This is a genomic window from Actinocorallia longicatena, from assembly GCF_039534125.1.
GTDB lineage: Bacteria > Actinomycetota > Actinomycetes > Streptosporangiales > Streptosporangiaceae > Actinocorallia > Actinocorallia longicatena.
The window spans coordinates 1-21,421 of record NZ_BAAAUV010000036.1; the positions used below are offsets into that span (position 1 = coordinate 1).

At 71.7% G+C, this 21,421-nt stretch carries 18 protein-coding genes; 5 read left to right on the plus strand and 13 right to left on the minus strand.

All coding sequences use genetic code 11. The features are described 5' to 3' along the window. Positions 1-159: 159 nt before the first annotated feature. The 3 genes from ABD785_RS37050 to ABD785_RS37060 form a co-directional block, all read right to left on the minus strand. On the minus strand, positions 160-2,373 hold the full coding sequence (locus ABD785_RS37050; RefSeq protein ID WP_344838278.1) for a HelD family protein: 2,214 nt from the start codon (positions 2,371-2,373) through the stop codon (positions 160-162). Between the two features lie 212 nt (positions 2,374-2,585). Next, positions 2,586-3,263 carry an acetoacetate decarboxylase family protein gene (locus ABD785_RS37055; protein WP_344838281.1) on the minus strand — a complete coding sequence of 226 codons (678 nt, stop codon included), beginning with the start codon at positions 3,261-3,263 and terminating at the stop codon, positions 2,586-2,588. 19 nt (positions 3,264-3,282) lie between these two features. After that, positions 3,283-3,768, minus strand: coding sequence for an SRPBCC family protein (locus tag ABD785_RS37060; RefSeq protein ID WP_344838283.1), 486 nt, complete (start codon positions 3,766-3,768; stop codon positions 3,283-3,285). A gap of 31 nt (positions 3,769-3,799) precedes the next feature. Between ABD785_RS37060 and ABD785_RS37065 the strand changes: the two genes are divergently transcribed. Then, entirely contained in the window at positions 3,800-4,390 is a 591-nt protein-coding gene (locus ABD785_RS37065; RefSeq protein ID WP_344838287.1) for an HD domain-containing protein, read from the plus strand. On the opposite strand, the gene ABD785_RS37070 is transcribed toward ABD785_RS37065, so the two are convergent. The 3 genes from ABD785_RS37070 to ABD785_RS37080 all read right to left on the minus strand — a co-directional run bounded on the left by ABD785_RS37070 (position 4,367) and on the right by ABD785_RS37080 (position 7,850). Beyond that, positions 4,367-5,287, minus strand: a complete 921-nt coding sequence (locus ABD785_RS37070) for a glycosyltransferase family protein (RefSeq protein ID WP_344838290.1) — start codon at positions 5,285-5,287, stop codon at positions 4,367-4,369. The genes ABD785_RS37065 and ABD785_RS37070 overlap by 24 nt on opposite strands. 58 nt (positions 5,288-5,345) lie before the next feature. Then, positions 5,346-6,170 carry a sulfotransferase family protein gene (locus ABD785_RS37075; RefSeq protein ID WP_344838293.1) on the minus strand — a complete coding sequence of 275 codons (825 nt, stop codon included), beginning with the start codon at positions 6,168-6,170 and terminating at the stop codon, positions 5,346-5,348. 132 nt (positions 6,171-6,302) lie between these two features. Further along, positions 6,303-7,850, minus strand: coding sequence for an arylsulfatase (locus tag ABD785_RS37080; protein ID WP_344838296.1), 1,548 nt, complete (start codon positions 7,848-7,850; stop codon positions 6,303-6,305). Positions 7,851-8,012: 162 nt separating this feature from the next. On the opposite strand from ABD785_RS37080, the gene ABD785_RS37085 reads away from it, so the two are divergent. The 3 genes from ABD785_RS37085 to ABD785_RS37095 are packed head-to-tail and all read left to right on the plus strand — an operon-like array spanning position 8,013 to position 11,088. Further along, positions 8,013-8,975 (plus strand): hypothetical protein, encoded by a 963-nt coding sequence (locus ABD785_RS37085; protein WP_344838298.1) that lies wholly within the window; start codon positions 8,013-8,015, stop codon positions 8,973-8,975. After that, the gene (locus tag ABD785_RS37090) at positions 8,972-10,147 is read left to right on the plus strand and encodes a DUF6716 putative glycosyltransferase (RefSeq protein ID WP_344838301.1); all 1,176 of its coding nucleotides are present in this window, start codon (positions 8,972-8,974) and stop codon (positions 10,145-10,147) included. The genes ABD785_RS37085 and ABD785_RS37090 overlap by 4 nt, the downstream gene beginning before the upstream one ends. A 26-nt stretch (positions 10,148-10,173) precedes the next feature. Next, a complete protein-coding gene (locus ABD785_RS37095; protein WP_344838403.1) occupies positions 10,174-11,088 on the plus strand; it encodes an acyltransferase family protein in 915 nt (304 codons plus the stop codon). 3 nt (positions 11,089-11,091) lie between these two features. On the opposite strand, the gene ABD785_RS37100 is transcribed toward ABD785_RS37095, so the two are convergent. From ABD785_RS37100 to ABD785_RS37125, 6 genes are all read right to left on the minus strand, one after another. After that, on the minus strand, positions 11,092-12,042 hold the full coding sequence (locus tag ABD785_RS37100) for a glycosyltransferase family 2 protein (protein ID WP_344838304.1): 951 nt from the start codon (positions 12,040-12,042) through the stop codon (positions 11,092-11,094). Then, positions 12,042-13,442, minus strand: coding sequence for an alpha-2,8-polysialyltransferase family protein (locus tag ABD785_RS37105; protein ID WP_344838306.1), 1,401 nt, complete (start codon positions 13,440-13,442; stop codon positions 12,042-12,044). Before ABD785_RS37105 ends, ABD785_RS37100 begins: the two co-directional genes overlap by 1 nt. Next, positions 13,439-14,398 (minus strand): glycosyltransferase family 2 protein, encoded by a 960-nt coding sequence (locus ABD785_RS37110; RefSeq protein WP_344838309.1) that lies wholly within the window; start codon positions 14,396-14,398, stop codon positions 13,439-13,441. The genes ABD785_RS37105 and ABD785_RS37110 overlap by 4 nt, the downstream gene beginning before the upstream one ends. Positions 14,399-14,433: 35 nt before the next feature. Then, positions 14,434-15,309, minus strand: coding sequence for an N-acetylneuraminate synthase family protein (locus tag ABD785_RS37115; protein ID WP_344838311.1), 876 nt, complete (start codon positions 15,307-15,309; stop codon positions 14,434-14,436). Positions 15,310-15,315: 6 nt separating this feature from the next. Then, a complete protein-coding gene (locus ABD785_RS37120; RefSeq protein ID WP_344838314.1) occupies positions 15,316-16,434 on the minus strand; it encodes a cytidylyltransferase domain-containing protein in 1,119 nt (372 codons plus the stop codon). A gap of 122 nt (positions 16,435-16,556) precedes the next feature. Further along, positions 16,557-18,011 carry a glycosyltransferase family 39 protein gene (locus tag ABD785_RS37125; RefSeq protein ID WP_344838316.1) on the minus strand — a complete coding sequence of 485 codons (1,455 nt, stop codon included), beginning with the start codon at positions 18,009-18,011 and terminating at the stop codon, positions 16,557-16,559. A 138-nt stretch (positions 18,012-18,149) separates the two neighbouring features. Between ABD785_RS37125 and ABD785_RS37130 the strand changes: the two genes are divergently transcribed. Continuing rightward, positions 18,150-20,015, plus strand: a complete 1,866-nt coding sequence (locus ABD785_RS37130) for a glycosyltransferase family 2 protein (RefSeq protein ID WP_344838319.1) — start codon at positions 18,150-18,152, stop codon at positions 20,013-20,015. Here ABD785_RS37130 and ABD785_RS37135 read toward each other — a convergent pair. Then, positions 20,000-21,394, minus strand: coding sequence for a glycosyltransferase family 39 protein (locus ABD785_RS37135; protein ID WP_344838322.1), 1,395 nt, complete (start codon positions 21,392-21,394; stop codon positions 20,000-20,002). The two genes, ABD785_RS37130 and ABD785_RS37135, sit on opposite strands and share 16 nt — an antisense overlap. Between the last annotated feature and the right edge of the window lie 27 nt (positions 21,395-21,421).

The window sequence follows — 21,421 nt, forward strand, 5'->3', positions numbered from 1 at the left end:
TGGTACTGCACGGGAGACTGTGTGGGAGAGTAGGACACCGCCGCAATCAACATGCTGAAAGGCCCCGGACAAATGTCCGGGGCCTTTCGCATTTCTGTGGGCTTTCCGGTGCCGAGAAACGGCCCGATCCAGATGGATCAGGCCGTGGCGTGGAGCCGGTCAGTCCTCGGTGAGGGTGGTGTGCCATTCCTTGGAGGTGGTGAGGACGGTCAGGCGCTGGGTGGCGCGGGAGACGGCCACATAGAGGGTGCGCAGGCCCATGGGCGACTGGGTGGCGATCTCCTCCGGGGAGACGATCACCGCGGCGTCGAACTCCAGGCCCTTGGCCTCGAGGACGTCCAGGAGCTGGACACGATCGGGGACGTCCCATTCCTCCTGCGGCCAGCCGAGCGGGAGGATCACGCCGATGGTGCCCTCGACCTGGCCGAGGAGGTCGATGACGGCGTCGCGGGCCGAGTGCAGCAGGGCGGCCTGTGAGGCGTCGGGAAAGGTCAGCACGGCGGCGTCGTGTCCCGAGGTGCGGACGGCACGGGCGGGCCGGGCCTCGGGGACGGCGCGTGCCAGGACCCGGGTGGCGACGGCCGCGATCTCCACGGTGTTGCGGTAGTTCGTGGTCAGCTCGAAGGCGTGCTGCGGCCGGACGTTCTTGCGGTTCCCCGCGGTGCCGAGGGCGGCGGCCATGGCCTGGCGGGAGGAGTTGAGGTCCTCCCACGCGCTCTGGGCGGGATCCTCGACGACGGTCCAGGTGGCCTGGCGGCCGCGGCGGCCGAGCATCCGCCACTGCATGGGGGACAGGTCCTGGGCCTCGTCGACGACCACATGGCCGTAGTCGGTGGCCTCCTCGGCCTCGTCGTCGACCCGGCGGGCCCGGTCGTAGCGGTCGATCGACATCGACAGCTCACGCATCTCGGGCTCCCAGTCGGCGACCTCCTCACCGGTGATGATGTTGACGCCGTCGATGACGTACGGGTCGTCCTCGCGGACCTGACGGGTGGGGCGCGGTGGCTTGCCGAGCAGGGAGTCGATCTCGTCGAGCAGGGCGACGTCCTGGTAGGACCAGTCGGTCTCGTGCGCGAACGAGGAGGCGAGCCGGCCGATCTGGGCGGGCTTGAGGTCGCGGCCCGCGGCCCGGCCGAGCCGGTCGGGGTCGGCGAGGGAGCGCAGTACCTCTGCGGGGGTGCGGATGGGCCACCAGGCGGTGAGGAAACCGCCGAACTGGTCGCGGGCGTTCGCGACGAACTCGTGCTTCTTGATGCCGGGGGCGTCGACGAGGCCGCCGATCTCGACGAACCGGTCCCACAGGGCGTCCATGAGGGCGTCGGCGGCCTTGCGGCGGGCGGTGTTCGCGGTGCCCTGGCTGCGCTGGTGGACCTGGTTGCGGATCTTGTCGAGGCGGGGGCGGTCGAGGCGGACCACGACGCCCGCGTGGACGACCGTCAGCAGGTCGGGGGCGCCGGGCGGGTGGTCGGTGACGGCCCTGCGCAGCAGCCGGGTCATCGAGCCGGCGCCCTTGATCCGGGTGAGCTCGGGGGAGTCGTGCCGGGTGGCGGCCGCGCCGGGGACCAGATCGCCGAGCGAGCGCAGCACGGCGGAGCCCTCGCCGAGCGAGGGCAGGACCCGTTCGATGTAGGCGGTGAACCGCGCGTTGGGGCCGACGATCAGGACGCCGCGGCCGCCGAACCTGCGGCGGTGCCGGAACAGCAGGTAGGCCACCCGGTGCAGGGCGACCGCGGTCTTGCCGGTGCCGGGACCGCCCCGGACGATCACCGTGCCGTCGGCGGGGGCCCGGATGACCATGTCCTGTTCGCGCTGGATGGTGGAGACGATGTCCCGCATGGAGCCCTCGCGGGTCCGGGCGAGGGAGGCGAGGAACGCGCCGTCGCCGACGACCGTCAGGCCGTCGGAGAGCGACGGCTGCAGCAGATCGTCCTCGATGTCGATCACGCGGTGGCCGCGGGAGTGCAGGACCCGGCGGCGGATCACCGAGTGCGGGTCCTCCGGGGTCGCGCGGTAGAAGGCCTCGGCGGCCGGCGCCCGCCAGTCGATCACCAGCGAGTCGTGGTCCTTGGTGCGGACGCCGATCCGGCCCACGTACAGGGGCGCGTGGGCGGTGAGGTCGAGGCGCCCGAAGACGAGGCCGTCGTCGGCGACGTTCAGCGCCTCGGCCCGCAGGGACGCCTGGTAGACCATGGCGTCGCGGTCGACCAGGGAGCTCTTGGTGCCCGCCTGGGCCGTCCGGAAGCCCTCCTGGAGCATCCGGTGGGCGTCCTCGCGCATCTCCTCGAGGCGCACGTAGGCGACGTCCACGCGCTCCTGCTCGGCTGCGATCTCCGCATCCTTGACCTGCCCGTTGGCAGTACCGGTCGCAGACATCGATCTCCTTCAATTCGGGCAGAGAGCAAGCTTAATCGCCACGGCTCGCTCAGTCGCCCTGCACAGGCGCACAACCCTCGTCCGCCACCGCGCGGATTCCTCACGGCGGACGCCGGGGGCGGTGTCCTCCCTGACTCCTCCTCGAAGTCTGCCGTCACGGAGGTAGATCACTGGTCACGGGGCGCCCGGCGGCGCCGCGCGACCGTCCGGGCTCAGATCGGGACGGCGTCGCCGAAGCTCATGGTCAGATGGCCGACGGTCGTGCTGCTGAGCGCGGGAGTGCGGTCGAGGCCGAGGCGGCGGAGATCTTCGGCGGCGGGGTGGTCGCCGAGGCTGACCGTCGCGCCGCCGGGGCGCATCCGGACCGAGGAGGGCGCCATGGTCCAGGGGGTGCGGCGGGTGACGCCGTCCAGGCAGGAGTAGGCGTCGATCTTGGGTGCGCCCGCCCCGTCGGGGACGGGCAGGCCCGGCTTCACCTGGACGGACAGCACATGGCGGCCGTCCTGCCAGACGGCGGCGCGGTTCGGGGCCGACCAGTCGATCGGGAGGTGGGTGAGGACCTTGGGGAAGCCCCAGATCCCGCGCCCGGCGGCGAGGGTGAACTCGCCGTCGACCGGGAGCCAGTGGATGAACGCTCCGGGGGCGGGCGTGTCGTCCTGCCTCACCAGGAAGGCGACGGCGAGCTCGTGGTAGGGCCCGAGGTCGCCGTCGATGTACTCGACGAACGCCAGGGAGCACAGGGAGCGGCCGAGGGCCGCGGAGACCGTGAGGCCGCTGTAGTCGACGATCCGCTGGGCGGTGCGGGCGGGTACCGGGAACATCGCGGACGCCACACGGGCGCGGCGGATCTCGACCGGCATGGTGATCTTCTGGCCCTGGATCACGTGCATGCCTCTAGTAGAACAGGTTCTAGACTCGAGTCTCAAGGGCTGTCTTGATGCGGTTCAGGGTGGTGCGCATCCCCTCGCGGTTGAGCGCGGACCTGTCCTCGCCCTTCACCCCCGTGAAGATCCGGCCGAGCAGCGTCACGAACCACGCGGCCCGGTAGTCGCGGCGCAGGTCCTGCCAGTACTCGGTCAGCCGGGTGCCGTCGCCGACGGGCTCCAGACGGTAGCCCCACAGGGCGACCTCCATGCCGAAGCTGTAGACGCGGAAGGCGAAGGCGGTGTCCGGGACGGCCGCGGTCACGTCGCAGTTGGTGAACCACAGGAAGGGGCCGCGCCGGTTGAACCCGACGAAACGGCTGTCGACCTCGATCGGCTCGTCGCGGACCCAGACCCGGAAGACCTCCGGCGACCACTCGACGGCCCGCCGGGGATCGGCCACCGCCGCGTAGACGTCCGCGACCGGCGCCTCGATCAGGACGCTCTCCTCGATGACCCATTCACGTTCCACGGGACAGATCATCCCGCATACGGTGGGGTCCATGGACTACCTGAGCTGGCGGACCGTCGGCGAGGCCGAGAACGATCTCCGAAGGGAGCTCGATCCGGAGACGTTCGCCCTCGTCAGCCGGGCGGCGAGGGCGGCCGAGCGCTGGCACGGGGACCAGAAGCGGCCCACCGGCGAGCCCTACACGGTGCATCTGCTCGAGGCGCTGGAGATCATGGTCAGGGGCGCGGGCGTCACCGACGGGGAGGTGCTCGCGGCCGTGCTGCTCCACGACGTCGTGGAGGACACCCCGGTCACGCTCGCCGAGGTGGAGGCCGAGTTCGGGCCGGTCGTCGCCGAGTACGTGGACTGGGTGACCAAGCCGCCGGCCGCGTCCAGGAAGGACAAGCGCGCCGCGAAGGTCTCCTATCTGCGCCGGCTCCGCGACGCCCCCGAGCAGGCGATCTGGATCAAGCTCGCCGACCGGGCGAGCAACGTCCAGACCCTGGCGAACATGCCGAAGGACTTCCGGCAGCGCTACGCGGCGGAGACCACGATCTACGTGATGCCGCTCGCGGAGGGCCATCCGTTCTTCGGGCCGTGGTTCGCGGCCTGGGCCGGCTCAGGCGCGGGCCAGGGCCTCTAGCCCGGCGACGAACCGGGGGGCCTCGTCGGCCCAGTCGAAGCGGCGTCCCGCGGCCTCGTGGCCGCGCTTGGCGAGGTCGGCCCGCTCGGAGGCGTTACCGAGCAGGCGGGTGACGGCCGCGTGGGCGTGCGCGACGTCGCGGACGATCAGGCCGGAGCCGATCTCCTCCAGCAGGAAGGCCGTGGACGGCTCGGGCGTCGAGATCACCGGGACACCGTGGGCCATGTACTCCAGGACCCGGGTCGGCGCCTCGCCGCGGGCGGTACGGGGGAAGGAGAGCCCGGCGGAGGCGCCGGAGATGATCCTCAGGGCCCGGTCGTTCGGCACGTATCCGTACCAGCGCAGGACGCCCCGCCGCTGGGCGTCGCGGAGCAGGGGCCTGACCGCCTCGTCGGCGGGGCCGATCAGCTCGGTCGCCACGCCCTGCCCGGACAGCAGGTCCGCCAGCTCGATGATCTCCTCGGCGCCGCCGTCGAGGCTCAGCCGCCCGAGGTGGACGACCCGGCGGTCGTCGGGGGAGCGCAGCGGCGTCGGCGGGACGGGCGTGAGGGTGGGCGAGTCCACGGTGCCGGCCGCCCTGCGGGTGCTCCGCCCGTCCATGACCACCGGGACCCGGCGCGGCGCGACCACCCCGAGCTCGGGGTCGTGCAGCAGGACGAGGTCGGCGTGCGGGGCGTGCTCGTTGAACGCCCGCCGGACGAGCCGCAGGGCCCGGAACCGGTCGGAGAGCCGGGGCACGTCGACCGGGGTGAGGCCGGGCCAGGGCGTCACGTTGTGGGCGCGGAAGGGGGCGAGATAGGTGACCTGGTGGCCCGCGTCGAGCAGGGCCCGGATCTGGCGGTGCAGGATCCGGGCGTCCTCGGGGTGCTGCCCGGCGGTGCAGACACATACGCGCATGCCGGGCATTGTGACCTGCGGATATGGCCGGGAGCTGAACCCCGGCCATCCGGGCCGTTTAGTCCAGGTATCCCCAGGATCGGGTGATCTCCAGGAGGGGCTCGGCGATCTCGCCGGCCTTGGGGAGGGGGCGCGCGGCCTTGACCTCGCCGGACTTGATGTTGGCGCTCCAGTCGCCGAAGACCGGCTTGATGGGGCCGTGGTCCTGCTTGCCGTAGTCGAGCATCTCCGGCTCCCACTCGACCCCGAGGTAGTCGCAGATACGGCGGGTCTGGGCGGCCGGGTCGGCGGTCAGGTCCTCGTAGCGGACGGTCAGGCCCTCCAGGTGCTGGCGGGCCTCCTCGACGCCGGTGATGTAGCCGAGGATCTCCTTGACGACCGCGTCGGGCTCGCTGCCCTTGCGGCGGGTCAGGACCGACTCCACGACGGACTGCGGGTGGCGCAGCAGGAAGATGTAGCGGGCGTCGGGCCAGGCGGAGGAGATCCGCCGCCAGATCATCGCGTTCGCGGGCGTCTTGTCGACGACGATCTTCTTGCCGCTGCGCTCCAGCTCGTGGTGGAGGACGCGGTCCCAGAGCAGGTGCTCCAGTTCCTTGCGGGAGAGCCCGAGCGCCTGCATGACGTCCTCGGTGTAGTCCCGGTTGGGCCGGACCTCGAGGGTGCGCAGGTGCAGCTCGTGCGGGGCGCGGATCTCCGAGTGGGTGTTCATCAGGACGCGCAGGAGCGTCGATCCCGCCCGCACGGACGACAGCACGAAGACGGGCGAGGGGACGAGCCGCTCGGCGCTCCGGTCCGGGAGCAGCACCTTCTTCTTGGTCTTCACGCCGGGCGGACGCAGGGCCTCGGCCAGGTGCTCGCTACGGCGTCGGATGGCCCGCTTCATGGCAGTGCTGCGTTGTGCTTCCTGCATCCTCAGATCCCGGTTAGACGGCGCGTCCTAGCGACGATAGCGACAGATGGTGGTATTTCGGACCACTGTTGCTGAATATTAACTAAGAAAGATGCAACCTCAGCGTCACTTCGGGTGTCGCCAGGAGCTGATCGCGTAGGCCTTGGCCTCTTTCACCAGGTCAGGACGGTCGGCGGCGAGGTTGCGCTTCTCGCCGGGGTCCTTCTTGAGGTCGTAGAGCTCGAACTTCCAGCGCCGTCCGGGCTTGCTGTACTCCTTGCCGGGGGCGAATCCGACGAGTTTCCAGTGTCCCTTGAACCGGACCGCAACGGCAGCCCTCCGGCCCCGATTGTGATCTTCTTTCCGGTGCGTGGGGGTCTGCCCGGCATGGGTCCTGGCCCAGTAGAGGAACTTGTGCTGCGGGGCCTTGCCCTTGCCGGTGAAGACCCGGCGCAGCGACAGGCCGTCGTTGGCCGGGGCCTGGGCGCCGGAGAAGTCGGCCAGGGTGGCCATCAGGTCGTAGTGGGCGGTCGCGTGGGCGGTCTTCTTGCCCGCGGTGTGCTGGAGCAGCCGGGGCGACCAGACGATGAAGGGGACCCGGATGCCGCCCTCGTAGAGGTTGCGCTTGATCCCCCGGTAGGGGCCGTTGGCGTTGAAGAAGCCGACGCTGACGCCGTCCTCCTCGTGCGGGCCGTTGTCGCCGGAGAACATGACGATCGTGTTGTCGTCGAGGCCCTGCCGCCTGAGCTGGTCGATGATCAGGCCGACGTAGCCGTCGAGCGTCGTGATCTGCTCGGCGTGCGCCTTGTTCTGGGGCTTCCAGTCCTTGCCCGCGTACTGCCCGAAGGACGGCACCACGCTCGGCGCGTGCGGCAGCGGCAGGGACAGCATGAGGAAGAAGGGCGCCTGGCCGTTCTCCTGGCGCAGGAAGTCCGCCACCCGCTGCATGATCAGGTCGGGGCCGTAGATCGCGCCGAAGTCCCCGGTGTTGCCGGGCAGGATCACCTTGCGCTGGTTGTCCCACAGGTGGGTCGGGAAGTAGCTCTTCGACTGGTGGTGGGTCAGGTACCCGAAGAAGTCGGTGAAGCCCTTCTCGTTGGGGTGGCTCGGCTGGCCGGAGCGGTCGGGCCCGAAGCCCCACTTGCCGAACAGGCCCGTGCGGTAGCCGCGGTCGCGGAGCATCTGGCCGATCGTGACGTCCTGGGGGCCGAGCGGGATGTCGCCGGCGGGCGGTGGGTTCCTGCGGACCGTGGTGTGCCCGGTGTGCAGGCCCGTCAGCAGGGACGAGCGGGCCGGGGCGCAGACCGGGGCGGAGGAGTAGGCGTCGGTGAAGCGCAGGCCCTGGGAGGCCATCGCGTCGATCCGCGGAGTCTTGATCTTCTTCTGGCCGTAGCAGCCGACCTCGCTCCAGCCGAGGTCGTCGGCGACGATCAGGATGAAGCTGGGGAGGCCGCTCTTGCCGCCCGTCGTACCGGGCTTGGGCTCCACCGGGCGCTGGAGATCGCTCTGCGGGGTGACCACGGCGTCGGCCGTGGAGGCCTCGGTCGGGGCCGGCGGCGGGGCCGCGCTCTGCGCCTTCCGCGGTGAGCTCGAGGTCGGCCAGACGGCCGCGCAGGCCGAGGCCCCGACGGCCAGTGCTCCCGCACCGAACAGAAATCGGCGTCTGTCAGTCAAGGGAGCACTCCAATGGGGAATCCGGGGGGACCGGGAGGAAACTCTACCGACACTTCAAGCCCTGGGGATTCCGAACCTCCCGCGTCAGCTCATGTTGGTCTCGCGTTCATGCTCGCATGTGAGGCTGATTCCTCACTGAGCGTCAGGATCGAGACCTTTCCCATGACTGATCTGGCCTGGGCGGAGTCACCGCTCCAGTTGCTGTCGGCCGTCGAGGCCCGCCATGCCGGGCTGCTCGGCCCCGCCGAGATCCTGGTGCGCGCCGGGAGCGACGCGCTGACGGCGACCGCCGCCGAGCTGGTCCGGCTGGGGCCGCCCGCCGGCACCACCCTGGAGTTCGCCTCCCGTGCCCGTGCGGGCCGCCGGGTCTGGGCGGTCGGCGACGCGTTCTCCGGGCAGGTGCAGGCCAAGCTGCTGACCTCGCTGCCGTCCAGGATCGTGCTCGTCGACGACGGCCTGGCCACGATCCACCTGCTCGGGCTGCTGGCCGGGCCCTGGCGTCAGCCGCTGATCAGGGCGAGGGCCCGGGCGGGGCGGGTCCGGCGGATCCTCGGATCGGCGGCGGGGGCGCGGCTGCGCTCGGCCGCCCGCGAGGGCAGGGTCACCGTGTTCACCGGGCTTCCGGTCCCCTCCGCCGTGCTGGCCAGGGCGCACCGGGCCGGGATCGAGGTCGTCCAGCACGACTTCCCCTACCTGCGGTCGCTGGCCGCCGACCCGGCGCCGGCCGAGCGGACCGTCGTGCTCGGCACCTCGCTGGTCGCCAACGGGCTCGTCGACCGGGGCTCGTTCCTGGGCTGGATCAACGGGATCCTCGCCGGGGAGCGGGTCGCCTACTACCCGCACCGGCGCGAGGACCCGGAGATCCTGGCGATGCTGCGCGACGACCCCCGGGTGACGCTCGTCGAACGCGGTCTTCCGGTGGAGCTGAGCCTGCGCGGGCTGAGCCCGCGCCACCGGGTCCTCAGCCTGCCGTCGACCGCGCTGACCTCGCTGCGCGTCCTGCTCGGGCCGGACGGCCCCGCGATCGAGGGCGTCACGGTCCCGTCGGCCTGGTGGACCGACCGCGCCGACCAGTCGCTCCGGACCCACCTCAGCCTGTTCACCCTCGGACCGGAGCTCGTGTGAAGCTGCTCGCCATCGCCGATTCGGACTCCTATCTGAAGTGGGCGGCAGCGCTGCTGCGCGGGCTCCCGGCGGGGTACGAGCACCGGCTCGTGGTCGTCCGGTCGCCGATCGCCCCCTCGCGGGAGCAGCGGGCGGCGGCCGTCAGCGGCAGCGGCCAGGACGTCCCGCCGGTGCTCAGCGGCCGGGCCCTGCGCGCCCTGCTGCGGTCCTACGACCCCGACGCCGTGCTGCTGGCCTCGACCGGGCCCGTCGTCCGGGTGCTGTCGGAGTACGTGTGCAGGGACCGCCGCCGGATCCTGCTGACCGGGCTGCCCGGCATCTCGGTGCCCGCCAGCCCCAAGGCGTGGCGGTTCCGTTCGAGCTGCGACCTGTTCATCGTGCACAGCACCCGGGAGGTCGCCGAGTTCACGGAGATCGCCGCCGGGCTGGGCATCCCCGGCCGGGTCGTGAAGGCGACGCTGCCGTTCCTGGCCGGGGCCCCCGCGGACGACGACGGGGAGCGGGACCGGGTGGTCTTCGCGACCCAGGCCAAGGTGCCGGTCCTGCGCGAGGAGCGGGAGCGGATCCTGTTCGCCCTGGCCGGTCTCGCGGCCGCGCGCCCCGATCTCCGGGTGGTCGTCAAGCTCCGGGCCCGCGCCCACGAGGAGCAGACCCACCGGGAGTTCCTGCACTACGAGACCCTCTGGGGCGAGCTCGACGTCGATCGTTCGCTGCTGACCTTCGACGCCGGGCCGATGCACGCCCAGCTCGCGCACGCCGCGGGGTTCGTCACGGTCAGCTCGACGGCCGCGCTCGAGGCGATCGCCGCCGGGGTCCCGGTCAACGTGCTGTCCGACTTCGGCGTCAGCGCCGAAATGATCAATCTCGTGTTCGAGGACAGCGGCGTGCTCGGCACGCTCGGCGACCTCGCCCAGGGGACCTTCCGCGCGCCCGATCCCGCGTGGCGCGCCGCCAACTACTTCCACCCGGCGGCGGAGAACGACTGGGTGCGACGGCTCGAGGAGCTCGCATGCACGGAACTGCCGCCGGTGGTGTTGCACAGCCCGTCCCGCTGGGGACGGGCCAGGGCGGGACTGCGGGTGGAGCTCCCGCCGGTGGCCTACCGGCGCCTCGTCAAGGCCAGGAACGCCCTGCGCGGGACCCGCTCTTCGACAACGCCAAGTTCCTTCTGATCGTCCTGGTCGTCGTCGGCCACACCCTGGAGCAGGTCCGCGACATCCACGGGACGCTCGCCGCCTACACCTTCATCTACCTGTTCCACATGCCGCTGTTCATCATCGTCACCGGCTACTTCTCGCGGTCCTTCGGGGTCGCGAAGGACCGGTCGGTGAAGCTGGTGACGTCGCTGGTCGTGCCCTACCTGATCTTCCAGACGGCCTACATCTGCTTCGAGCGGTACGTCGGCGGGGCGCACGTGCGGTTCAGCCTCTACGACCCGTACGGGCTGATGTGGTTCATCCTCGCGCTCGTGGTGTGGCGGGCCTCGACGCCGTTCTGGCAGAGGGTCCGCCGGCCGCTGGCGATCGCGGTCGTGGTCTCGGTGACGTCGGGGCTGTTCCCGCTGCCGGGGGAGTTCGACCTGCACAACACCATCGGGATGATCCCGTTCTACGTGCTGGGGCTCTGCCTGCGGCCGTCGCACTTCGAGGTGCTGAGGGAGCGCGGGGTGCGGATCGGGTCGGCGGCGCTGCTGGCGGCCGTCGCGGTCGCCTGCTGGCTCTGGGTGCGCGAGGTGTCGATCAAGCCGCTGTTCTGGGGCGACCCCTACAAGGAGATGCGGTTCACCGCGCTCGAGGGCATGACCGTCAAGCTCGGCCTGCTGGCCGCCTGCACGGTCATCTCCTTCGCGGTCCTGGCGGTCGTGCCCCGGCGGCACACCTGGTTCACCCGGCTCGGCGCGAACACCCTCTACGTCTACCTGCTGCACGGGTTCGTCGTGTACTTCGCCCGCTACCAGGGGCTGTTCGAGGAGGACTGGACGCACACGATGCCCGGGGCCCTCGTCCTGGCGGCCGGGGCGGCGGCGCTGGCCGTCGCGCTGTCCCTGCCTCCGGTCGTCCGGGTCTTCCGGCCGGTCATGGAGCCGGAGCTCGGGTGGGCCTTCCGGCGCTGACGCTCAGACGCGGATGCCGAGGAGGCTGGCGAACAGGTCCTGGCGGTACTCGGTCATCGAGGGCAGGAGCTGGGTCCTGGTCTCCGGGGGCACGGCGGAGATCGTCGATCGGGCCCGGGCGGTGAGGACGCGCTGGAGCTCCGCGGGGAGGCGGTCGCGGCGGCTCAGATGGAAGGCGATCATCGCGAAGTAGGTGGTGAGGGCCTTCGCCCGGTAGCGGTCGGGCTCGGGGTCGTCGTCCAGGTCGCGCAGGACGCGGTCGAAGGCGTCGAAGAAGTGCAGCATCCGGGCGTCACCGCGCTGGGTGAGCGAGCCGGGGGTGCGCCGGTAGAAGACGCCGCGCAGCGCGACCGTGGCGTAGGTCGCCGGTTCGCGGTACAGCCGCCAGAACCACGGACGGTCCTCGGCGGTGTGCAGGGCCGGATCGAAGGTGAGCAGGCCCCGGTCGGCCAGCGAGCGGGAGTACACGCCCGCCCAGGTGTAGGGGTAGTCGACCATCGAGGGCTGGGTGACGGGCAGGATGCCGTCGCGGGAGCGCAGGACCTCCCGGCGCCGGCCCTGCGGGGTGCGCCTGACCACCCGGCCGGTGTCGGTGACCCGGACGTGGTCGGACATGACGAAGTCGCAGCCCAGCGCCTCGATCGCGGCCAGGAGTTCGTACAGGTAGCCGGGCCGGATCCAGTCGTCGCCGTCCAGGTAGGTGATGTGACGGCCGGTCGAGGCGGCGAGGCCGGTGTTGCGGGCGGCGCCGGGGCCGAGGGGCCGCGCGTGGCGCAGCAGGGTCAGCCCCGGGATCTTCGCGGCGGTCACGATCTCGGGGGTGCGGTCGATCGAGCCGTCGTCCACGACGATGAACTCGATGTCGTTGCGGGTGTTGCGGGCCAGGCTGAGGAGCAGGTCCGTGACGTAGCGCTCGACGTCACGGACCGCGATCACGACCGAGAGGGCCGTCATCAATCGTCTTCACCGGCGGGGCGGAGCGGGGAGCCGGGCAACCGGGTCGCGGCGAGCGTCGCCAGCCTGCGGCGCCTGCTGCCGCCCGGCAGGGCCGCCGACAGGAGCGTCGCCTTGCGCGCGGCGGCCGGCGGGAGCCCGCCGGGCAGGCCGAGCGAGCTCAGCCGCCGCTTCTTGAAGTAGCGGCTGAGCGGGCCGGTCCCGTGCTCGGCGAGCCACGCCTCGGCCTCCTTGCGGCGGTCGGGCAGGAACGCGGCGCGCATCGCGTACCCGACGGCCGTCAGCAGCGCGGTGAGCGCCGCCACGTCGTCGAGGACGGGCTCGGACAGCGTCCCGTCCTCGGCCAGGTGCGGCAGCGTCGCGTCGACGATCGTCACCGGGACGCGGTTGCTGTTCTGGTACGGCGCGATCACCTTCAGCAGGTTCCGGGTGCCGACGGTCGCCGCCGGGATCCCGTAGAAGTGCCGGGCGGTGACCAGGGCCGTGGAGAACGAGCCGACGATCAGGGACGGCCGTACCTTCGCGCACCAGGACTCCGCGGGGACCGGCTGGTCGATGACCAGGAGTTCGGCTCCCAGCCGCACCGCTTCCGCGGTGAGGTGCTCGGTCGCTCGCACCGGGCTCGCGGGGTGGGGCTTGAACAGCACCGTCGTGTGCCCTCGGGCCACGACGCCACGCAGCATCGCCACATGGAGTTCATCTTCCTCCTGTGCGGTGAGGATCTCCAGTGCCGCGAGGTACTGACCGACGATCAGTGCCGGGTTCTCGAGTTCGCCGACCGAGCCGAGCAGGGGGGACAGGGCCCCCGACATCTTGTCGAGCACGTCGACAAAGGCCTCGTCAGGGATGGTCTCGGGCGCCACTCCGTGCTCCGAGAGCAGCATCGGCGTCAGTCCCGGGACCAGATCGAGATGGAGCAGCCGGGTGATCCGGGTCCCAACGCCGTCCGGAAGTCCCTCTCTGGTCGGACCGTAACTCATGAGGCCCTCGGCGTAGACCGTGATCAGCGCGTCGCTGAAGATCGAGGTGAGGGCGCGGGCGGGACCCGCGGCGATCGTCTCGACGGCCAGTTCCAGCGGCTCGGCGCCGGGCTCGCCGAGATTCCAGCGGCCGCGCAGGAACCGCTCCCACACCACGAGGTCCTCGGTCCGCGGCATCCACCCCGACGGATGCAGGGGCGCGATCTCCTCGTTCCAGGAGATGATCTCGTCGTAGCGGCCGGCGATGGTGTCGAAGCCGGGCGCGGCGTCGAGCGGGTCGACCAGCTCGGGGATGGCCGCGTTGTTCGACACCAGGAGGATCCTGCGGCGCAGGCCGCGCGGGCCGAACCGGCCCGCGTCGATCGCCGCGGTCACGGTCATGGCCCCGTACAGGGTCGAGGCGAGGAAGATCTGAGTCACGCGCTGATTCCCAGGAGTTCGGCGAAGAGCTGACGGCGTTCGGGCCCGATCCCCGGCATGACCTCCTGGAGGTTGCTCTCGGGGAACGCCTCGAAGGTGGTGCGGGCCCGCTCGACCAGCCGCCGCCGCAGCGGCGGCAGCAGCCGTTCCCGCTCGGTCAGATGGAACGCCATCATCGCGAGATAGTTGCGGACGGCCTTGGACAGGAACCTGGCCCCCTCGTGGTCGCGCTCCAGCTCGGCGAGGACCAGATCGAAGGCGTCGAAGAAGTGGAGCTGCCGCTCGTCGCCGATCTGGGTCAGGGACCCGGCGACCTCGCGGCGGTAGAACACGCCGGGGAAGGGGACCACGGCGTAGGAGGCGGCCTTCAGGTGCAGCCGCCAGGTCCACGGCCGGTCCTCGCAGGTGAGCAGCCGCTCGTCGAACAGCAGGACGCCCGACTCGTACAGCTCCCTGCGGTAGGCCCCCGACCAGGCGTTCGGGTAGTCGACCATGGCCTTGCCGTGCGAGGGCAGGATCCCCTCGCGCGGGTCGAGCACGACGTTCCGCAGGCCCATCGGGGCCCGTTCCGGGACGCGCCGCCGCCCGTACACCTTGATGTGGTCGGCCTTGACGTAGTCGACGCCGAGGGCGTCCATCGAGGCGGCCAGCTTCGGGAAGTAGCCGGGCAGCACGTAGTCGTCGCCGTCCAGGAAGGTGAAGTGACGGCCCTCGGCCACCCGCATCCCGGCGTTGCGGGCCGCGCTGAGGCCCACGGCCTTCTCGTGCCTGACCACGCTCAGCCGGGGGATCCGCGCACGGTGGTCGTCGATGATCCGCGGCGTTCCGTCGGTGGATCCGTCGTCGACCAGGATGAACTCGATGTCCTCCGCGATGTTGCGGGTCAGGCTGAGCAGCATGTCGCCGACATGCCGCTCGACGTCGCGCATCGGCACGATGACCGACAGGGCAGTCACTCCGCGAACTCCTTCTCCTCTGGCTCCGGACGCGTTCAGGCCGTGGTGCGGCGCAGGCGCTCGCGCGGCTCGGCCTCGCCGGGGAAGACGCGCTTGACGCCGTCGCCGAGGGCGGACTCGATCACGCGGATGTCGCGGACCAGGTGCTGGAGGCCGGTCGGCTCCAGCGAGGCGGCGTGGTCGGAGCCCCACATGGTGCGGTCCAGGGTGATGTGCCGCTCGATCGCGCAGGCGCCGAGGGTGACGGCGGCGAGGCTGATCTGGAGGCCGCGCTCGTGGCCGGAGTAGCCGACCGGGACGCCGTAACGGCTCTGCAGCGTCGCGATGGTGCGGAGGTTGGCCTCCTCGGCGGGCAGCGGGTAGGTGCTGGTCGCGTGGAGGATGACCAGGTTGGAGGTGCCGAGGATCTCGACGGCCTCGTCGATCTCCTCGATCACCGACATGCCGGTCGACAGGATGATCGGCTTGCCGGTCGCGGCGAGGGCGCGCAGCAGCTCCTTGTCGGTGATCGACGCGGACGCCACCTTGTGGGTCACGACGTCGTACTCCTCCAGGAAGTCGACCGAGGGGACGTCCCAGGGGGAGGCGAACCACTGCAGGCCGCGCTCGGAGCAGTACTTGGCGATCTCGCGGTACTCGTCGGCGCCGAACTCGACGCGGTGCTTGTACTCGAGGTAGGTCATCTCGCCCCACGGGGTGGAGCGGATCTTCGACTGCTGCTCGACCGGGACGCAGATCTCCGGGGTGCGCTTCTGGAACTTCACGGCGTTGCAGCCGGCGTTCGCGGCGACGTCGATGAGCTGGCGGCAGATCGACATGTCGCCGTTGTGGTTGATGCCGATCTCGCCGATGACGTAGACCGGCTGGTCCTGGCCGACCAGGAGGTCGCCGATGGGAACTACCGAGGTCATATCTTTTCAACCCTTGCTGTCGAGGATGAGCTCGCAGACCTCGCGGACCGCGCCGCCGCCGCCGGGGCGGGACAGCACGAGCCGCGCGGCGGCGAGGACTGAGGGGTGCGCGTCGGGCACCGCGATCGGCCAGCCCACGAGGGCGAGGCAGCCGAGGTCGTTGACGTCGTTGCCGACGTAGGCGACGCGGGCGGGATCCCAGCCCGCGTCGTGGAGCCACTTCTCCAGCACGGCCGCCTTGTCGGCGATCCCGTGCAGGACGGGCACGCCGAGCTTGTCGGCGCGGGCACGGACCACCGGATTGACCTCGGTGGACAGGATCAGGACGGGGACGCCGGCCTTCTTCAGCAGCGCCACCCCCATGCCGTCCTCGCGGGAGACGGCCACCGACTCGTGGCCGTCCTGGGTGACCTGGGCGCGGTCGTCGGTGTGGACGCCGTCGAAGTCGGTGACGAGGGCGTCGACGTCCAGCGGTTCGGGCCGGTCGACGATCCGGGAGACGGCCCGGACCAGGTCGAGTTCGAGGGCGGTGTCGACCTCGACGGCATGGGACTCGGGGACGGGCTGGACCGCGATCCGGCCGAAGAAGCGGTGGCCGTGCTCCAGCAGCCCGGCCGTCCGCATCACGTAGAACGCCCCGGTCTCGCGGTAGTGCGGGGCCCGGTCCTGGCGGCGCGGCCGGAACGCGGCGCTGTGGCCGACCCCGAACACCTGGCCGTCGGACAGGGCCCACTGGAACTCGTGCGACTCCAGGGCGGAGAACACCACGTCGGCCTCGTCGTCGGCGACCCGCCGGATCGCCTCGGCCAGGTCGGCGGGGGCGATGAACGGCGAGGTGCACTGGACGAACACCGTGACGTCGGGCTGGTCGTCGAGCTGGGACAGCGCGTGCAGCAGGGCCGACTCGGAGGTGGCGGTGTCGCCGCTCAGTTCGTCCGGCCTGACCACGACCCGGGCGCCGGCGGCACGGGCCACCGCCGCGATCTCCGGGTCGTCGGTCGACACGACGACCTCGTCGACGACCCCGTGCGCCGCCTGGACGGCGCGGACCACCAGCGGACGGCCGCCGACCCTGGCCAGGTTCTTCCCCGGAACCCCCTTGGAACCGCCCCTCGCGGGGATCACACAGACCGCTCGCACACCCGTTCCCAACTCTTTTCACCCGGTGGTCGGGCAGAGGCCTCAAAAGCTAGGGAGTGCAGGTGGCCCGGTCCGAGAGGTCAGGTGAACGGGCGGCGACGAACCCTCTAAGACACGGTGCGGTCCTCGATCCAGCCGTCGCGCTCCTTGAGCCAGTCCTCGCGCATGAGACCGGACTTGAGGGTGAGCGGACGGCGTTCGAAGAGGTAGAGGGTGCCGCCGCGGAAGGTCCACTGGCCGATCCGCGACCAGGTCCTGCGGCTGGCGGACAGGAGGGCGTCGGTGGCGACGGTCTCGACGACGTCGGGGGAGCGGCTGTGGACGTAGAAGACCCGGTCGAGGCCCTCCAGCCGGGCGGCGTACTCGGTGACCGGGACCTGGTCGCCGTCCAGCCCGTCGCCCCGCGCCGCCAGGAGGGGGTCCTTGAGGCCCCGGTAGGCGGCGGGGTAGGCGCCCATGATCCGCCGGTAGTTGGGATGGTCGAAGACGATGGCGTCGCCGGGCCGCCGCTCCGCCGCGATCACTTGGGCCGGAAGGCGCAGATCGTCGGGGCGGTCGTCGCCGTCGCGCAGCCCGGTCAGGACGGGCAGGGCCAGCCCCAGCGCGACGGCCAGCGCCGGCAGGGAGATCAGGAGGCGGATCCGGGCGAGCCCGGCGCCGACCAGGATCGCCCCGGCCGGCAGGCAGAACAGCAGGTAGCGGAAGACGTAGTACGGCTCCTCGTTGACCGAGTAGAGGGTCAGGGCCAGCGGCGGCAGGACCAGCCAGGGCAGCGCCACCCGCCAGGCGTCCGCGCTGCGGCACAGGAGGATCGCGGCCAGGGAGATGCCGAGGAAGCCGGGGGTCCCGGCCAGCCGGTCGATCATGATCGTGATCTCGGTGGCGTCGGGAGGCTTGATCCAGTCGACCTGGCCGGTCTGCCCGCCCGCGACGGAGGCCAGGCACAGGACGGGGAGCATCGCCGCCGCGGTGGCCAGGGCCCAGCGCAGGAGGAGCCTGCGGCCGTCCGGGCGGGCGGCCGCGAGGGCGAGCACGGTCACGAGATGGGCGAGCAGGAGCAGCAGGGTGAACAGGTGGACGGCGCCGACCGCGACGAGCGCCACCGCGTACCAGCGGAAGCCCCTTCCCCGATCGAAGGCCCTGACCAGCAGCAGCGTCGCCAGGACGGCCAGCGCCGTGGTGATCGTGTACTGGCGCGCCTCCTGGGCGTACCGGGTGACGGCCGGGGCGATCGCGACCAGGAACCCGGCGAACAGTCCCGCCCTGGCCCCGGCGAGCCGGCTGCCGAGCAGCGCGGTCAGTCCCGCGGCGCACCCGGCGGCGATCACCGACGGCAGCCGCAGGACGGTCACGGATCCGCCGAACAGCCCGACGACCTGGTGCATGAGCAGGTAGTAGGCCCCGTGGACGGCGTCGACCGAGCCCAGCGTCGTGAAGATCCGGCCGATCGGGCGGGCCGCCATGCCCGCGGTGACGGCCTCGTCCCGCCACATCGGGGGCCGCTCCAGCCCGAGGAGATTGACGACTATGCAGAGCGCACCGGGGACCGCGAAGATGATCACGTCGAGAGGGCGTGGTCCAGGAGATTTCAAGGGGAAAGCGCGCACGTGCCAGAACCTTAATGGCGGGAACTTCGACTATCGTGCTAGGGCTCCCAGTTGACAGGATTGCTCGTTGTGTCAGACCCGATGGTCAGCGATGTGACAGTCAGTGTGATCGTTCCGGTGTACAACTGCCGGTCGACCATCGCCCGTTGCGTGGATTCCGCGCTCGGACAGACCCTCACCGACCTTGAACTCATATGCGTCGACGATGGTTCCACCGACGGCAGCGGCGCACTCCTCGACGCCCTGACCGACCCCCGGGTGACCGTCGTCCACCAGGCGAACTCCGGCGGGCCGGGAGCCCCCCGCAACGCCGCCCTCGAGGTGGCCCGCGGCGAGTACGTGTTCTTCCTCGACTCCGACGACTGGCTCGGGCCCGAGGCCCTGGAGCGGATGGTCGCCGCGGCCCGGGAGAACGACACCGAGATCGTCATCGGCCGGTACGTGGGCGTCGGGCGGCAGGTCCCGGTCAGGCTGTTCCGCGAGACCGTGGCCAGGACCACGATCGAGGCGCCGGTGCCCGACCTGTACGCGACCCTGGCGCCGCTGAAGCTGTTCCGCCGCGACCTGATCAAGGATCTGCGGTTCATCGAGGGCCTGCTGTCCCACGAGGACCAGGAGTTCACGGCCACCGCCTACTTCCGGGCCCGCGGCGTGACCGTCCTGGCCGACTACGACTACTACTTCTGGGTGGAGCGCGAGGACGGCACCAGCGTGCTGCAGCGCGGCGGGGCGCCCGACCACGACTTCTTCCCGGCGATCGAGCGCGTCATGCGGGTCGTCGAGGAGCACACCGAGCCGGGACCGGCCCGCGAGCGGATGCTGCGCCGCAACTTCCGGGTGGAGATCATGCCGCGCTTCGGAGCCGGCTACCTGGCCTCGGACGACGCGGACAGAAGGGTGACGGAGGAGGGCGCACTCGCCCTGGTCAGGGCGCACATGACGCCCGGGATCGCGGCACGGCTCTCCCCGTTCGTCCGGCAGGTCGCCCACTGCCTGGAGCACGGGTCGCGGGAGCTCCTCAGGGAGATCGTCGCCTTCGCCGAGTCGGGGGAGGTGCCCGCGCTGGACGTCAGGGACGGGCACGCCTACGAGAGGACGCCCGGCTACGGCACCCTGCCGGACTCCTGCTTCGACGTGACCGACCGGCTGCCCTTCAAGCCCGCCCTGAAGGCGCTGGAGTGGTCCGGATCACGTCTGGTGATCACGGGGGTCCTGGACTTCCCGCATGACGGCCTGAGCCCGCTGAGCCTCGTCCTGCGGGATCGCCGGCACCCGGAGCGGGAGCTGTCCTTCCCGCTGGAGGGGATCGCGGAGTTCCGGTACGGGCTGGACCTGGAGGGCGTCCGGCTGGAACGGGGCCTGTGGGACGTCCTCGTCACGGCGGACTTCCGCGGGATCCCCCTGGCCGAGCGGCTGGCCGAGGGCGAGGCCGGTGAGCCCGGACTGCGGTTCGCCCAGGTCGCCGGGGCGGGGCAGCCGACCGTCCGGCCCTACTTCACCAGGGTCTGGCGGAACCTGAGCATCGACGCGGGCGGGGCCCGCGGCCCCGAGGAGATCGCGGCGACCGCCCAGGTGGAGCGGGGCGAGCTGACCGTGCACGGCCGGATCCCGGCCGCGGGCCGCGAGGCGGTCACGCTGCGGCTGGTCGGCAGGCTGCGCGGGGACGGCGCGACCAGGGGCCTGGGCACGACCCTCGCCGAGGACGGCACCTTCACGGCCGTGACCTCGATCAGGGACTGGCAGATCGGGATCTGGCGGCTGGACTTCGAGGTGGCGGCGGGCGACGCGGCGGCCCGCGGGAGCTGTGTGCCGGTGGGCTCGCTGGAGTCGGGGTCGGCGGGCGTGCGCCGCAAGGGGATCCCGTATCTGACCAACGGCGGCAAGCTCGCGATCAAGATCGCCGACCGGCCGCTGATGCCCCGGATCGTCCGCCGGCTGACGGGTCAGCGCCGCCGGTAGAGGGACACGTAGCCGCCCTTGAACTTCCAGCCCTTGACCCGTCCGAAGTCCTGCTGGAGTGCGGCGACCCTGGCCGTGTCGACGTCCTGGCCGGGGGCGTTCGGGTTGACCTGGCGGGAGACCAGCCAGACCCGGTCGACCCCGGCGAGCCGCGCGGCCAGCGCCCCGGGCGGCTCCATGATCCCGGCCAGGGTGCCCGACCGCTCGCCCGGGACGGCCACGGCCAGATCGTCGAGGCGGGCGAAGGGACCGGGATAGGCGCCCATGATCATCCGCTGGGACGTGATCGCGAACAGCAGGCCGTCGCCCCGGTGCTCGTGCCGCCGCAGGATCCCGGCGAGCGCCCGCAGGTCGTCGGCGCGGTCGTCCTGGCGGTGCTGGGTCACATGGACGGGCAGTGCCGCGGCGATCAGCACGGCCGTGCCCAGCAGCGGCACCGGGCGCGGCAGCCGGGTGAGCCCGCCCGCCGCCAGCAGGAACAGGGCGGGTGCGCAGAACAGGACGTAGCGGCTGGTGTAGAGCGGGTGGACCAGGGAGACGAGGATCAGCACGGCCGGGGGGACCAGGAGCCAGCCGAGGGCGGTCCGCCGCAGGTCCGGCAGGGCCGCCCCGAGGACGGCCAGGATCAGGACGGGGGCGATCAGCCACCCGGCCCCCGACATGATCTTCACCAGATAGCCGACCTCGGTGAGGGTCGGCCTGGCCAGCCAGTAGACCTGCTCGTCCCGCTGCCCGGCGGCCAGCGCGACCAGCGGCAGCAGCGGGAGCAGGGCCGGGCCCGCGGTCAGCGCCCACGGCCTCCACCGGGGCAGCGCGGTGATCAGATGGGCGCCGAGCAGCAGCAGCCCGAAGACGTTGAACAGCCCCAGCAGGACGATCGCGGCGCCGTAACCGGCCCAGTCCCGTCGCCGGTCCAGCTCCAGCGCCCGCAGCAGGAGCAGGGTCGCGACGACCGCGGCGGCCGTCTCCATCGCGTACGGCCTGGCCTCCTGCGCGTACCGGATCAGCAGCGGGGAGGCGGCGGTGAGCAGCCCGGCGACGATCCCGGTCGCGTCGCCGCCGAGCCGGCGGCCGATCGCGGCGGTGCCCGCCGCGGTGACGGCCCCGGCCAGCACGGAGGGGAACCGGAGGGCGAGCTCGCCGTCTCCGAAGAGGGTGCCGAAGAGATGGACGACCAGGTAGTAGAACCCGTGCACCGCGTCGATGTGGCCGAGCAGGTCGAGGATCCGGGGGACCGTCCGGCGGGCGACCTCCGCCGTGGCGGCCTCGTCGCGCCAGAAGGACGGGCCGGTGACGCCCCACAGGCCGAAGCCGAGCGCCGCCGCCGCGGGCGGCGCCCAGACGAGGCCTCCGCGGGACGATTCCGGTGAAATTCGCACAGTGGTTCATACCGTACTCACGCCCGG

Coding starts and splice junctions, on each gene's coding strand:
- ABD785_RS37050 (WP_344838278.1), bottom strand. CDS start 2,373: ATGTCTGCGACCGGTACTGCCAACGGGCAGGTCAAGGATGCGGAGATC.
- ABD785_RS37055 (WP_344838281.1), bottom strand. CDS start 3,263: ATGCACGTGATCCAGGGCCAGAAGATCACCATGCCGGTCGAGATCCGC.
- ABD785_RS37065 (WP_344838287.1), top strand. CDS start 3,800: ATGGACTACCTGAGCTGGCGGACCGTCGGCGAGGCCGAGAACGATCTC.
- ABD785_RS37070 (WP_344838290.1), bottom strand. CDS start 5,287: ATGCGCGTATGTGTCTGCACCGCCGGGCAGCACCCCGAGGACGCCCGG.
- ABD785_RS37075 (WP_344838293.1), bottom strand. CDS start 6,170: ATGAAGCGGGCCATCCGACGCCGTAGCGAGCACCTGGCCGAGGCCCTG.
- ABD785_RS37085 (WP_344838298.1), top strand. CDS start 8,013: ATGACTGATCTGGCCTGGGCGGAGTCACCGCTCCAGTTGCTGTCGGCC.
- ABD785_RS37100 (WP_344838304.1), bottom strand. CDS start 12,042: ATGACGGCCCTCTCGGTCGTGATCGCGGTCCGTGACGTCGAGCGCTAC.
- ABD785_RS37115 (WP_344838311.1), bottom strand. CDS start 15,309: ATGACCTCGGTAGTTCCCATCGGCGACCTCCTGGTCGGCCAGGACCAG.